The organism is Paenibacillus sp. oral taxon 786 str. D14 (assembly GCF_000159955.1).
Classification (GTDB): Bacteria; Bacillota; Bacilli; order Paenibacillales; family Paenibacillaceae; genus Fontibacillus; species Fontibacillus phoenicis.
This window is the reverse complement of the sequence record NZ_GG695975.1, coordinates 79,450-91,721: the sequence shown is the minus strand read 5'-3', so window position 1 is coordinate 91,721 and position 12,272 is coordinate 79,450. Positions and strand designations below refer to the sequence as shown.

Annotated in this window: 11 protein-coding genes; all 11 read right to left on the bottom strand. The window is 52.4% G+C overall.

The features are described 5' to 3' along the window. Positions 1–9: 9 nt before the first annotated feature. The 11 genes from POTG_RS10305 to POTG_RS10255 all read right to left on the bottom strand — a co-directional run bounded on the left by POTG_RS10305 (position 10) and on the right by POTG_RS10255 (position 12,259). Entirely contained in the window at positions 10–495 is a 486-nt protein-coding gene (locus POTG_RS10305) for a DUF456 domain-containing protein (RefSeq protein WP_036645012.1), read from the bottom strand. Between the two features lie 10 nt (positions 496–505). Further along, positions 506–1,249: a Cof-type HAD-IIB family hydrolase gene (locus tag POTG_RS10300; protein WP_036645010.1), complete on the bottom strand. Its 744-nt coding sequence runs from the start codon at positions 1,247–1,249 to the stop codon at positions 506–508. A 173-nt stretch (positions 1,250–1,422) separates the two neighbouring features. Continuing rightward, the gene (locus POTG_RS10295) at positions 1,423–2,265 is read right to left on the bottom strand and encodes a prohibitin family protein (RefSeq protein WP_009224759.1); all 843 of its coding nucleotides are present in this window, start codon (positions 2,263–2,265) and stop codon (positions 1,423–1,425) included. Positions 2,266–2,431: 166 nt separating this feature from the next. After that, positions 2,432–3,325, bottom strand: coding sequence for a metal ABC transporter permease (locus tag POTG_RS10290; protein ID WP_009224758.1), 894 nt, complete (start codon positions 3,323–3,325; stop codon positions 2,432–2,434). A 1-nt stretch (position 3,326) separates the two neighbouring features. Then, positions 3,327–4,289 carry a metal ABC transporter permease gene (locus tag POTG_RS10285; RefSeq protein WP_036644970.1) on the bottom strand — a complete coding sequence of 321 codons (963 nt, stop codon included), beginning with the start codon at positions 4,287–4,289 and terminating at the stop codon, positions 3,327–3,329. Positions 4,290–4,293: 4 nt separating this feature from the next. After that, positions 4,294–5,052: a metal ABC transporter ATP-binding protein gene (locus POTG_RS10280; protein ID WP_009224756.1), complete on the bottom strand. Its 759-nt coding sequence runs from the start codon at positions 5,050–5,052 to the stop codon at positions 4,294–4,296. Between the two features lie 21 nt (positions 5,053–5,073). Beyond that, complete coding sequence (locus POTG_RS10275; RefSeq protein WP_009224755.1) at positions 5,074–6,048, bottom strand: metal ABC transporter solute-binding protein, Zn/Mn family; 975 nt, start codon at positions 6,046–6,048, stop codon at positions 5,074–5,076. 198 nt (positions 6,049–6,246) lie between these two features. Beyond that, positions 6,247–8,247, bottom strand: coding sequence for a penicillin-binding transpeptidase domain-containing protein (locus POTG_RS10270; protein WP_036645008.1), 2,001 nt, complete (start codon positions 8,245–8,247; stop codon positions 6,247–6,249). A gap of 100 nt (positions 8,248–8,347) precedes the next feature. Then, positions 8,348–10,384 (bottom strand): peptidoglycan D,D-transpeptidase FtsI family protein, encoded by a 2,037-nt coding sequence (locus tag POTG_RS10265; RefSeq protein WP_050769742.1) that lies wholly within the window; start codon positions 10,382–10,384, stop codon positions 8,348–8,350. Positions 10,385–10,610: 226 nt separating this feature from the next. Then, positions 10,611–11,771, bottom strand: a complete 1,161-nt coding sequence (locus POTG_RS10260; protein ID WP_009224752.1) for a transglutaminase domain-containing protein — start codon at positions 11,769–11,771, stop codon at positions 10,611–10,613. 44 nt (positions 11,772–11,815) lie between these two features. Continuing rightward, a complete protein-coding gene (locus POTG_RS10255; RefSeq protein WP_009224751.1) occupies positions 11,816–12,259 on the bottom strand; it encodes a hypothetical protein in 444 nt (147 codons plus the stop codon). Positions 12,260–12,272 lie beyond the last annotated feature (13 nt).

Sequence of the window (12,272 nt, the reverse complement as noted above, 5' to 3'; positions counted from 1 at the left end):
GAATGAAAACTAAAATGCAACGATCCAAATGATAAACACGATGATCATCACCAGCTGTAAAATCACCTTGACCACCATGCTGCTAAACAAGCCAACGACGGAACCAATGCCCACTTTAAACGATTTGGTGAGCGACTCGCCCTTAATCAATTCCCCGATCATTGCACCCAGCAACGGCCCTAGTACCAGACCAAAAGCCGGAATAACAAACGGACCGATGATGATGCCGATCGTGCTAAGCCAGACGGACAGCTTGCTGCCGCCGAATTTTTTGACGCCCCAAGCCCCGACCGCATAATCCGCCACCATCAGCGCGACCACGATCAACGTTTGTAGAATCCAGAAGAAGGGGCCAAACGACTCAAACGAGAAAAACCATCCGTACACAAAAAAGGCAAAATATATGGCGAGCACCCCAGGCAATACGGGATACACCGCTCCGGCCATCCCCACGGCAAACAGGGCAATCACCAAAATCCAGCCAATCACGGACAGCGCCATTTTCTCACACCCCTGTCAAAATATAATCCCGAATAATCCAGGCAATGCCATCTTCATTATTCGACGTGGTCACGACATCGGCCTTCTCCTTCACGGCCTCCTGGGCGTTCCCCATCGCAACCCCCAGACCCGCGGCTTCAATCGCAGCCAAGTCATTTAAGCTGTCTCCGATCGCGACGACTTCGGACATCTCCAGTCCAAGCAGTCCGCAAACCGTCTGAATGCCGCTGGCCTTGCTGATCCCTTTCGGATTGATCTCCAAATTGTGCGGGGATGAATTCGTGATTTCAAGTCCGCCCATCTCTTGCAGCTGCCGTAAAATCTCTCCCCTCACCTCATCATCCTCGGTAAAATAACCAAACTTCATCCAATGATTCCGTTCCAATAATTCCGGTTGCCAGTTTCCTTCGTTATAATTGCCTTCCACGGCGTAGGCCCAGAACCAGACATTCTTTTCCCGGGAAATGTCGTACATTCGTGAAACGAGTGATCGATCAAGCAGCACCCGACGGTACAACTCATGCGGCGACTTCCACACTTCGCTTCCATTTACCGTAATCATCGGCGTTCCAAGGTCAAGCTGATCGCCATACGGAACCGCCTCCCGATAGCCGCGTCCTGTCGACAAGCAGACGTGGACCCCGGCCGCCGCCGCCTTCCGAATCCATCGTTCCGTCTCCGGCGAAATTTGTAGTTCGTCGTTCAGCAAAGTTCCATCCATATCGAGCGCCAACAGTTTATATTTCAACAACAGACAGCTCCCCCCATCCCCAAAGAAGTTCTTGACTCTCTAAACAGCATATCGCCATTTTATCATAATCCCGTACTCCGACAAAGCTTAGTGAACATAAGGCCAAGTAGTTCATAAGCCATGATAAAAGCCGCCCATCAGGCGGCTTCGCTCCACTCAAAACTCTCAGATTAGCGTTGGCTGGTCAACGACTCGATATCGATGAAAGGTGTGGCGCCGCCCGTGACTTGCGGGAGCTTGCCGTCCCATTTTTCCAGCGCCTTCTCCTGCACTTCGATCTGTTTCAGCTGCACCAGCTCCGGTGTAACCTCCTGCTTCTTCAGCTTCAGCGCCTCAGCCTCGGCTTCCGCCTGAGCGATCTTCTGCTGCGCTTCGATCTGAATCCGCTTCAGATCGTTGCTCGCTTTCAGCGCCTGTTGCTGAGCTACCTGCTTCGCTTCGATCGATTGGTTAAACGCGTCGGAGAACTTAAAGTTGACGATATTAATTTCGTTAACGATTAAATCGTATTTGGCCAAACGGGAGGTTAAATGCTCGCTGATCTCCCCGGCGACAACGTCACGCTTGGCGATCAAATCCTCGGCTTGGTACCGTGCCGTCACCTCTTTGACGATTTCCTGCACAGCCGGGTTAATGATGACCGTATCGTAATTGCCGCCGATATTGTTCATCAGATTGTAGGCCGAATCCTTGTTCACCGAATAGTTGACGGCAACATGCGTCGAAACCGGCTGCAGGTCCTTGGATGATGCGGTCGTGTCCGTTTCCGTTTTGGTAACCTGCGTATTCACCTGAATGACGGTTTGAACAAACGGTATTTTGAAATGCATGCCCGGAGCCAAAATATTATCGTTTAACTTCCCGAACGTTTTGTACAAGCCGACATGACCGTATTCGACCTGCGCATAACTGTTGGATCCGACGATCAGGACGACGATGACGATGATGGCCGTAGAAATCCATTTCCCCACGGACATATTCCTCTTGGTTTGCTGCTGCGTACCTGTCTCCATATGAATCCCTCTCCCCTTAATATGTGGTCTAGCCGGACCGATTGACCGGCTAACTTTAATAAGTAATACGGAGAAGGCCGTCGCTTGGTGGCAAAAACTTGACAAAAGTGTGTCGGATTCATGTTAACCATCGTCTTCTACGTTCATCGAATACGGTTCCGCTGCCTTAAACCGCCGCAGAATGCAGCCCATCGCGTTTCCGGTGCTTCTTCCCGAACCGGGCGATCAAACCATGCTTCGGCGAAAAGAGCAACGCCAGCAGGAACAACATCCCGGCTACCGTTACCATTGAGCCGGCGATGGAAGCGTCCAGCCATTTGGCCGCATAGTAACCGCCGGCTGCGCTTATCGCCCCGATCAGCACGCTATAACCGAGCATTACACTCAACCGATCGGTCAGCAGATAAGCTGCCGAGGCCGGGATAATCAACATGCCGACGACCAGGATCGCCCCTACGCTCTCAAAAGAAGCCACCGTCGACAGCGATACGAGCCCCATCAGCAGATAGTGGAACAACGCAACCGGGATGCCGACTGCAGCCGCTAACGCGGGATCAAAGGCACATAGCTTAAACTGCTTGTAGAAGAGCAGGATGGCCGCGAGCACGATAAGCAGCGTCCCGCCCAGCATCCAGACGGCAACCGGCCCCATATCGTAGCCGTTCCAAATCCAGGTGTCCCATTGGACATAGGCGATTTCGCCGAACAACACGCAATCCAGGTCCAGGTCAATATGCGAAGCGTTCCGGCTGATCAGGATCACACCAACGGCGAACAGCGCCGTAAACACGATGCCGATTGAGGCATCGGATTGCAGGCCGCTTTGCTGCAGCGCCTGGATCAGGAACACGGTGATCAGCCCCAGCACGGCGGCCCCAATCAGCATCAGTAAGGAGTCCCGCGAGCTGCTGATCAGAAACGCGATGGCGATGCCAGGCAGCACGGAGTGGCTGATGGCATCCCCGACCATGGCCATTTTTCGCAATACCAAAAAGCAACCCAAAATTCCACACGTCGCCGCGACCAGCGTGCCGGTCAAAATAATCCAAAAATCGGCCATGTTATTCCGCTCCCCTCTCGGCTGCATTCACCGTGTTTCCAGCCTGCCGGATCATCGCCAGCTCCATCGGTTGCTGTATTTCGCTGCGGCTGCGCCAGCGGCGTATCCACTTGGCCAGCAGCCCCCGATTTGGCGCAAGCACGGCGGAGACGAAAAACAAGGCGGTCGCCGCTAACACTGTCACCGGCCCAGTCGGCAGGTTCGACAAAGTGGAGCTGATCAGCGTACCGGTGACCCCTGACAGCGCTCCGAAAGCGCCGGCCAGCACGACCATCACACCCAGCGCGTCGGTCCAGTACCGCGCAGCAACCGCCGGGGTGATTAATAAGGCGGCTACCAGCACGACACCCACGGCTTGAATGCCCACGACAACCGCCACCACGGTCATCAGCAACAGCAACTGCTCAAGGAAGGCCACGTTAAGCCCCATGCCCCTCGCAAAGCCGGGATCAAAGCTCACCAGCTTCAACTCCTTAAAGAGCAGTGCGCATATCGCAATCAGCAGCACGGACACCGCACCCATCAAGTAAACGTCAGCCAGCATCATCGAAGCCGCCTGGCCAAACATGTATTTGTCGAGCCCGCTTTGGTTCCCGTTGCCGCTGTGCTGGATCTGGGTCAGCAGCACGATGCCGATGCCAAAGAACACCGACAATACGATTCCAAGCGCCGCGTCCTGCTTGATCCGCGTGTAGCGGGTAATGGCAGAGATGCCAAATGTCGCCGCCATCCCGGCGAGGATGGCCCCAAGCATAAACAGGCCCACCGATTTGACACCGCTTAGCATAAAGGCGATGCAAATCCCCGGCAGCGCGGCATGCGCTAACGCATCCCCAAGCAAGCTTTGCTTGCGAAGATAAGTGAAAGAGCCGATAACGCCGCTGCCCAAGCCGAGCAACAAAGATCCCATTAAGATCCATTGCAGGTTCGGATCCGTTATCCATTGCCATAATGTCGTTAGCATCGCATCACACCGTCCCCGCAGGCACCGCGCCGAAATCGGCCAGCATGGCAATCTTCCCACCGTAGGTCTTGTGCAAATTTTCCGGTGTAAACGTCTCCCCGGTAGGTCCGGCATCAATCAATTCACCGTTCAGCAGCAGCACGTGATCAAAATATTCCTTCACCGTGGATAAATCGTGATGCACCACCAGCACCGTTTTCCCTTGCTCCTTTAATTCGTGCAGCAGGGCAATGATCGCTTTTTCCGTGGTGGCATCGACACCGGCAAACGGTTCATCCATAAAATACACCTGCGCGTTTTGTGCCAAAGCCCGGGCCAGAAACACCCGTTGCTGCTGACCGCCGGATAACTGGCTGATCTGACGCCCGGCATACTCCGCCATCCCTACCTTCGCCAGACACTCCAGCGCGATTTGCCGTTCCTTCGCTCCGGGGCGGCGAAACCAGCCAAGCTGGCCGTAACGGCCCATCATCACGACATCCAGCGCATGGGTTGGGAAATCCCAATCCACCGATTCGCGCTGCGGCACATAGCCGATCAATTTGCGCTGCTCCCGATAGGATTTGCCATAGATGCGAACTTCACCGTCCAGGGTCGGAAGCAACCCCAGTACGGCTTTGAGCAGCGTGGATTTCCCCGCTCCGTTGGGACCCAGAATCCCAATCAACTGCCCCTCCGGGATGTGAAAAGAGACCGATCTTAACACCGGCTTTTTCTGATAAGCGACGGTTAATCGGTTGACTTCAAGCGGATAAACATTCATATCGGATCACCCTTCCTTGAGTTATTTCAATGCCTCAACGATCGTGTTGACATTATGACGGACCATCTCGATGTAGGTGTCCGCTTCTGAGCCTGGTTCACCCAGCGAGTCGGAATACAGCTCACCGCCAATTTTCACCGTATGCCCCAGCTCTGCAGCTCCGGCAATCACCGCTTCCATCGATTTGGTCGGAATGCTCGATTCAACGAATACAGCTTTGATCTTGTTCTCAACCAGGAAGTCCCGGAGCTTGGCGACATCCTTTGATCCGTATTCCGCCGCCGTACTGATCCCCTGCAGGCCCATCACTTGGATGCCGTAGGCATCTCCGAAGTAACCAAACGCATCATGGGCCGTAACCAGCACCCGGTCCTGCTCGGGAATTTCAGCGATCCGCTCCTTCACTTCCGCATCCAGCTTCTCCAATTCGGCGATATACGCCTCGGCGTTCTTCCGGTAGACGTCCGCATGGTCTGGATCATAGGCCGACAGCGTGTCGCGAATCGTTTGGGTCGCTGTTATCCAATGCCGGACGTTAAACCAGATATGCGGATCGTACTGCGTGCCCCCGGCATCCGCACCGGAGCGCAATTCGCTCGGATCAATGTCCTTCGACACCGCCACGGTCCGCTTCTTCTGCTCCAATTTCTCAAAAATCTCCGTCATTTTCCCTTCCAGATGCAAACCGCCGTAAAAAACAACCTCCGCCTTATCCAGCTTCTCGATATCCCCCTGCGATGCCTTGTATAAATGCGGGTCCACTCCTGGGCCCATCAGACCGGTGACCTCGACCTGCTCGCCGCCAACCTCCTGAACGACATCTGTGATCATTCCGATCGTAGCCACCACCTTGACTGGCGAATCATTAGCCGATGCGCGAACATGATCCGCCTGACCCTCTACTTTGGAACAAGCCGCCAATACGATTAACGCCAACACGCCCAGCGTCATTTTAGCCCTTTCAAACGGGCTTTTCTTAATCCTCATTTCGTCCATTACGCTTCTCCTCTCCTCGAACTTTACCTAATTTTGTACAAGAGAACACTTGTTTACTTAATCTCTTTTTGTTTTATTTATATAAAAATGTTTCCTTAGGGCAAATTCTAAGCAAAAGATTCCCAAAAAGCAAGAGGAATTTCCCATAAAACAAAAAAAGCCTGCTCATCGCGAGCAAGGCTTCGTTTAATCCTATATTTACTTCTTAGGGTTACCGCCCAAACCGTATTCCCGATCATATGCATCAAAAATTTTCCGAGCAACCGGTGCCGCGCTGTAAGCCCCAAAGCCTCCTTCGGGAATTACAACCGCCACCGCCAGCTTCGGCTTCTCCCTTGGGGCGAACGCAATAAACACGCCGTTATCCAACAGTTCTCCTCTGTAATCCTGCTGCGAAGTTCCCGTCTTGCGGGCAAAATCGTAAGGAAACCCATCAAAGGCGTTCACAGCTGTTCGCATCCCTTCAATAACTTCATCCCAATAGGCGTCCTTCATTTTCACTTCGTTAAGCACCTTCGGTTCAAATTGAACCACCACTTGGCCTTCGGCATCGGTGATCTTCTGCACAAGTCTAGGTTGCATGCGTTTTCCCCGATTGGCCAGCGTTGCGGCATATTGCGCCAGTTGCATCGTCGTATATTTGCCCTGCTGCCCGAAGGAGGCATAAGCCAAGCGGGACAATGCCGTCTGCGATTCGTCTTTATAATCCAAGATCCCTCGGAAATCATCAGGCAAATCGATTCCTGTGGGGACGCCTAACCCAAATTGCTTCATGTAATCGTCCCAAACCTGAATCCCTTTGGCTGCATATTTGTTGTACAGCTTCTCCCCGACCATATCGACCATAAATGCATTGGACGATACGCGAATGGCATCTTTCGGATAGATGGAGCCGTAGACATGCCCGGAGGAATTTCGCACACTCGCTGAGTCGTTGCGGCCGAAATAGGCGATCCCGCGGTCGCTATATTTCGTTTTTGTCGTAAACAAACCTTCGTTTAGGCCGATTAACACTGACAGCGGTTTGATCGTTGATCCCAGGTACACCGTCGAGTCGAAATTATGGCCAGAGCGCCCGGAGGAAAACGGTGTGATCGTACCGTTTCGATAGTTTGACGAAATTTGGCTCCACACCTCTTCAGATACCCCGCCGGATTGCCATACATTCGTATCATAGTCCGGCATGCTGGCCATAACGATGACGTTTCCGGTATCTACTTCCATCGCCACGGCATAACCCGTTTTGGCATGAGGATGCACACTTCCGGATACGGGATTGTGATGGACCCACTCGATTTGATCGAGGATTGCCTGTTCCGCTGCTTGCTGTACGTTTTTATTTATTGTTGTATGCAGGTCATAGCCTTTTACCGGTGGGACGATTTCGGCTACGCCATTCGCCATGTTTCGCGGATCAATTGGAACGCGTTTATAACCGTTCTTACCACGCAGCTCTTGCTGATAATACAACTCCAACCCGTCGAAGCCGGCAAACTCCTCTTCCGTGTATTGCAGCGCCGGGTCTGCATCCCTTCGTTCCCGAATCGGCTTATACCAATCCAAATCGTAGGTGGATTGGAACTTCTTCAGGTAACCTACCGTCTGCACCGCTACCAAATCAGGATCATAATGCCGCACCGACTCCTCAATGATGTCTATACCGAGAAACCTGCTTTTTTGAGCAAGGAAATACGCGGTTTCTTGTTCAGTCAGATTGCTCTTGATTCGGCGTGGAGCAAACCCGCCGCTGCGGCGGAATTTCAAATCCATCGCATCCAGAATCTCTTCTTCCGACATCTGTGCGTTCGGATCGCCATACGTGTCAAACACCTTCTTCAGCTCTTTAGCCAGCGCCGCAGCTTCCGCCAAATTCGCTCTACCCGCTTCGGTCGTCGGATCGTAGTTACTTTTCTGCAAAGTCAAATATAAGGTTTGGATCGGCGTGGAATAGGCCAACTTCTCTCCCCCTGCGGCCAGAATCGAACCCCGGACCGGCGGCATTGGGACATCCCGGAACCTCATTTTCACCTCTTCCATGGAGATCGATGGTCCTTCGACAAACTGCAAGATGGCAAGTCGGATAATGATAAGGGTGAACATCGCGAAGGCACTGAAGAAAAACAGATTAAGCCGAATATGGAAATGCCGCCTTATGGAGGCTTGCTGTTCCTGAGGATCCTCGATGACGTATTTGTTCATCTTCATTTCCGCCTCCCTCGAAGTGATGAATCTTCCTTCCCATCAAAAAACGACCTTTTCAACATCTCTGCGAAAAGGTCGTTGCTGTCATTGGATTCAATTAAGGATTCGTTTGCTCGGTTTGATTCCCGTTTTGCTGTGAAGCGTTATTGTCTGTCTGTTGCTGATTTTGGTTTTTGGTCTTCTTCGGAACCCCGTCCAAGCCATATTCCTGATCATACGCATCAAAAATTTTGCGGGCAACCGGCGCGGCGCTGTAGGCACCAAAGCCGCCTTCCGGAATGACGACCGCTACCGCCAGCTTCGGATTCTCCCGAGGGGCGAAAGCGATAAACACGCCGTTGTCGCGATTGGCACCGTTAGCCCATTGCTCCGAGGTCCCGGTTTTTCTGGCAAAATCGTAAGGGAAACCCGAGAAAGCAAAGGAGACATCGGTCTCCATTCCTCCGATAACCTCGTTCCAATAAGCATTGTTAAACTTAACCTCATTTAGAACTACCGGCTTGAACTCCTTGACGATATTGCCGTCCGTATCGGTAATTTTGCTGACGAGATGCGGTTCCATGCGTTTCCCTCGTGTAGCCAAAGTCGTTGTATATTGGGCGAGCTGCATCGCGGTGTATTTCCCTTGTTGTCCAAAGGAAGCATAGACAAGCCTTGATAATGCTGTCTCCGATTCATTTGTATACTCCAGCTTGCCCAAATATTCATTTGGCAGATCCACACCGGTCGAAACACCTAGACCAAACTGCTTCATATAGTTGTCCCAGATTTCAATCCCTTTAGATCCGTATTTGTTGTAGAGCTTCTCACCGACCATATCGACCATAAAGGTGTTCGATGAGTGACGGATCGCGCCAGCCGGATCGATGGAGCCGTAGGCATGGCGTTGGGAGTTGCGGACGCTTGCGGAATTGTTTTTCCCAAAATATGCAATTCCTGTATCGTTATAATAGGTACTTGTCGTAAACAAACCTTCGTTGAGTCCGATTAACACTGATAACGGCTTAATGGTTGAACCCAACAAAATAACGGATTCCATGTTATGCCCTGACCGACCCGAACTAATCGGCGTGATCGTCCCGTTCTGATAGTTGGAAGAGATTTTGCTCCAATTCTCAGGAGACACCCCGCCGGATTGCCACACGTTGGTATCGTAGTCCGGCATGCTGGCCATGGCCACTACGTTGCCGGTCTCCACTTCCATCGCAACCGCGTAGCCAGTTTTGGCGTTGGGATGAACCTTGCCGGATACCGGGTGGGTATGAACCCACTCGATCTGGTCAAGGATCGCCTGCTCAGCGACCATCTGAATGTTTTTGTTGATCGTCGTATGGAGATCATGGCCTTTTTCCGGCGGTGTGATTTCCGGGATCCCGGTGGCCATGTTCCGCGGATCGATCGGCACGCTCTTGTAGCCGTTCTTCCCGCGCAGCTCGTCCTGATAGTACAGCTCCAGGCCGTCGTATCCGACGTCCTCGTTTTCCGTGTATTGCATCGCCGGATCATCGTTCTTCGCTTCCCGGATCTGCTTGTACTTCTCCAGCGATGTGGATGCCCCTTTAAACTTCCTGATATAACCGATCGTTTGCACGGCTACCGTATCGGGATCGTAATGGCGGATGCTCTCCTCGACGATGTCGATCCCCGGAAATTCACTTTTCCGTTCCAAGAAATAAGCGACTTCTTCAGGTGTCAAATCGATTTTGATTCGGCGCGGCGTAAACCCGTTATATTGCCGGTAATCAAGGTCCATTGCCTTGATGATTTCCTCTTCCGTCATTTGGGTCTCCGGCGAACCTAATCTATCGAAAACCTCCTTCAGCTTCTTGGCCAAAGCCAAAGCTTCCGGACGATTGGCTTTTCCTTTATCCGTGGAATTGCTGTAGTCTTTCTGCAGCGTGATATACAGCGATTGAACCGGCGTGGAATAGGCCAACTTCTCGCCCCCCGCTGCATAGATCGTTCCACGGGTTGGAGCCAGCGGCACGTCCTTGACGCGCAGGTTGCTCTCCTGTTTGGATAACGTCGGGCCTTCTACAAACTGTAATATGGCCAAACGTACGATGATGACGGTAAATATGGCAAAAGCACTAAAGAAAAACATGTTTAGCCGAATGTTAAAATGGCGTTGCATTGCGATTTCTTGTTCTTGCGGATCCTTCGCATAAGTGCTTTTCAAGGCGTTTCCCTACTTTCTTTCCCTTAAATCCTCATTTCTTGAAGTCAACTACTCTATAGTACCATAACGAAATAAGGGGCGGTGAAGTTACGCCCCCTTTCCAGCATTTTTTCCGCATGTTTTGCGTGCCGAATCGCACGACCCAGATCCCATGTTGCCCGGTTTTTTCCGCAGCCAAGGCTCAAATCAGCTTATTGGGGACGTGGGTTTCGCTGAACGCCGGCGGATTAAACCAGTCGCCGCTTTTGGCCCAAGTCGAATCCAGCGGAATCCAGGCGTTTTTCTCTGACAAATAAACCTCGTTCCAGGCATGAGGACCGTACCCGCCTTGCCCGTCGTATCCAAGTCCGGTCACGACCTTCACCTGAAGCCCAACGGTTCTAGCCATGACGGCATAGAGCCGGGCATAATCGATGCACACCCCGCGTTTCGTATCAAACGTCATTTGCGGTGTTTGCTCATGCCAGATGCCTTTTTCCTCATAGTCTTTCACTTTATCGTAATCGTATGACACCCGGGTTCCAACCCAGTCGTACAACCGCCGGGCCTTCTCTTCATCCGTATCGGCCCCTTTGGTGATCTCTGCTGCAGCCAGCTCAATGGATTCGGGAATGTTAGCATCAATGACTTCGTATTTCTGTTGAAGGATGCTGCCAAGCTCTGCTTCTACGCTGCGCGTGAATACCGGTAGCTTCTCCTTGATCAAATTGCCGGTAAGCGGCTCAATGACCGTTCTCGCCCCTTGCTGGTAGACCGGCGAGGCTTCCACGTAACGGCTGAACCCGCTGTTCGGATACAACGTCACAACAATAAACAACATGGCGATCAGCATCATACATCGCGCCGCACCAATCACCGCGCCAATCCCGGCGCCGGCCAAACGGCTCAGCAGCGAAGCCGGACGGTCCCCGCCGGAAAACAGCCAGCCGAACAGACCGCTCCCCCCGCGAACGAACAGCATCGCAAAACCCGCCAAGGTACGTATGATCCAATAGAGCAGAAGGAAAACGACGGCAAATCGCATCAGCGGAAAATCCCGTACCGCCATGACCAGCATGTACAGAACCTGCTCCCACTGAGCCAGCTCCCGATCCGGCAGCGGCAGCTCCGTCAACCAAGTCTGAACCTTCGGAGATAACCACATCGTTAATGGGATGGCAATCGCAATGCCAACCAGCGATAAGACGCCGCCGCTTAATAGCGTGAACAGACGGCCTGCCGAGCGGGAGGCTCCGCGCACCAATCCCTGCAGCACCGAGCCGAGAAGCACGGCAAGCAGCAGCACCGTGATCCAGTTATATTCGCTTAGCGTTTGCAGCAATATCGTCATGTCCAGCTTCATAAGCTCCTCCGTCAATCTAGGTGTAAGTTGTATTTTTCTTAGGGTTATTGAGAATTCCGTTTCGCTTCCTGGATAAATGCCTCAAGCGTGTCGTTCATCGACCATTCGCCCAACGAAACCCCGCGGAACGATACTTTCACTTTATCGCTGCCCGCTTGTCCGGTAACCTCCAGATTCGGGGTCGTAATGGTAAACGAACCGTCCGGATTTTGCGTCATTTGGGCTTCCTTCGCTTCATTTTTCATCATGTTCAACGCTTCAGTTTTACTGATGTCGAGGGCTTGTTCCTTCACCGTTGCTACCGCATCCCCGATATCCTTAAGCGTGATGCCGCTGTAAATCACGATAAATGCGGCGATGATCAGCACCAGCGCCCATTTGACGACCGTTCTTACAAAATTCAGCACAAGGAAGAGAATGACCAGCGCTACGACGATCACCAGCCAATTTTCTTTCAGAAATTCAGTCCATACTTGTACATCAAACATGATGAATCCTCCA

What these genes read in the sequence shown, in the direction of transcription:
- POTG_RS10285 (WP_036644970.1), bottom strand. Translation starts at nt 4,289, where the DNA reads ATGCTAACGACATTATGGCAATGGATAACGGATCCGAACCTGCAATGG.
- POTG_RS10260 (WP_009224752.1), bottom strand. Translation starts at nt 11,771, where the DNA reads ATGAAGCTGGACATGACGATATTGCTGCAAACGCTAAGCGAATATAAC.
- POTG_RS10270 (WP_036645008.1), bottom strand. Translation starts at nt 8,247, where the DNA reads ATGAACAAATACGTCATCGAGGATCCTCAGGAACAGCAAGCCTCCATA.
- POTG_RS10290 (WP_009224758.1), bottom strand. Translation starts at nt 3,325, where the DNA reads ATGGCCGATTTTTGGATTATTTTGACCGGCACGCTGGTCGCGGCGACG.
- POTG_RS10255 (WP_009224751.1), bottom strand. Translation starts at nt 12,259, where the DNA reads ATGTTTGATGTACAAGTATGGACTGAATTTCTGAAAGAAAATTGGCTG.
- POTG_RS10275 (WP_009224755.1), bottom strand. Translation starts at nt 6,048, where the DNA reads ATGGACGAAATGAGGATTAAGAAAAGCCCGTTTGAAAGGGCTAAAATG.
- POTG_RS10280 (WP_009224756.1), bottom strand. Translation starts at nt 5,052, where the DNA reads ATGAATGTTTATCCGCTTGAAGTCAACCGATTAACCGTCGCTTATCAG.
- POTG_RS10295 (WP_009224759.1), bottom strand. Translation starts at nt 2,265, where the DNA reads ATGGAGACAGGTACGCAGCAGCAAACCAAGAGGAATATGTCCGTGGGG.
- POTG_RS10265 (WP_050769742.1), bottom strand. Translation starts at nt 10,384, where the DNA reads ATGCAACGCCATTTTAACATTCGGCTAAACATGTTTTTCTTTAGTGCT.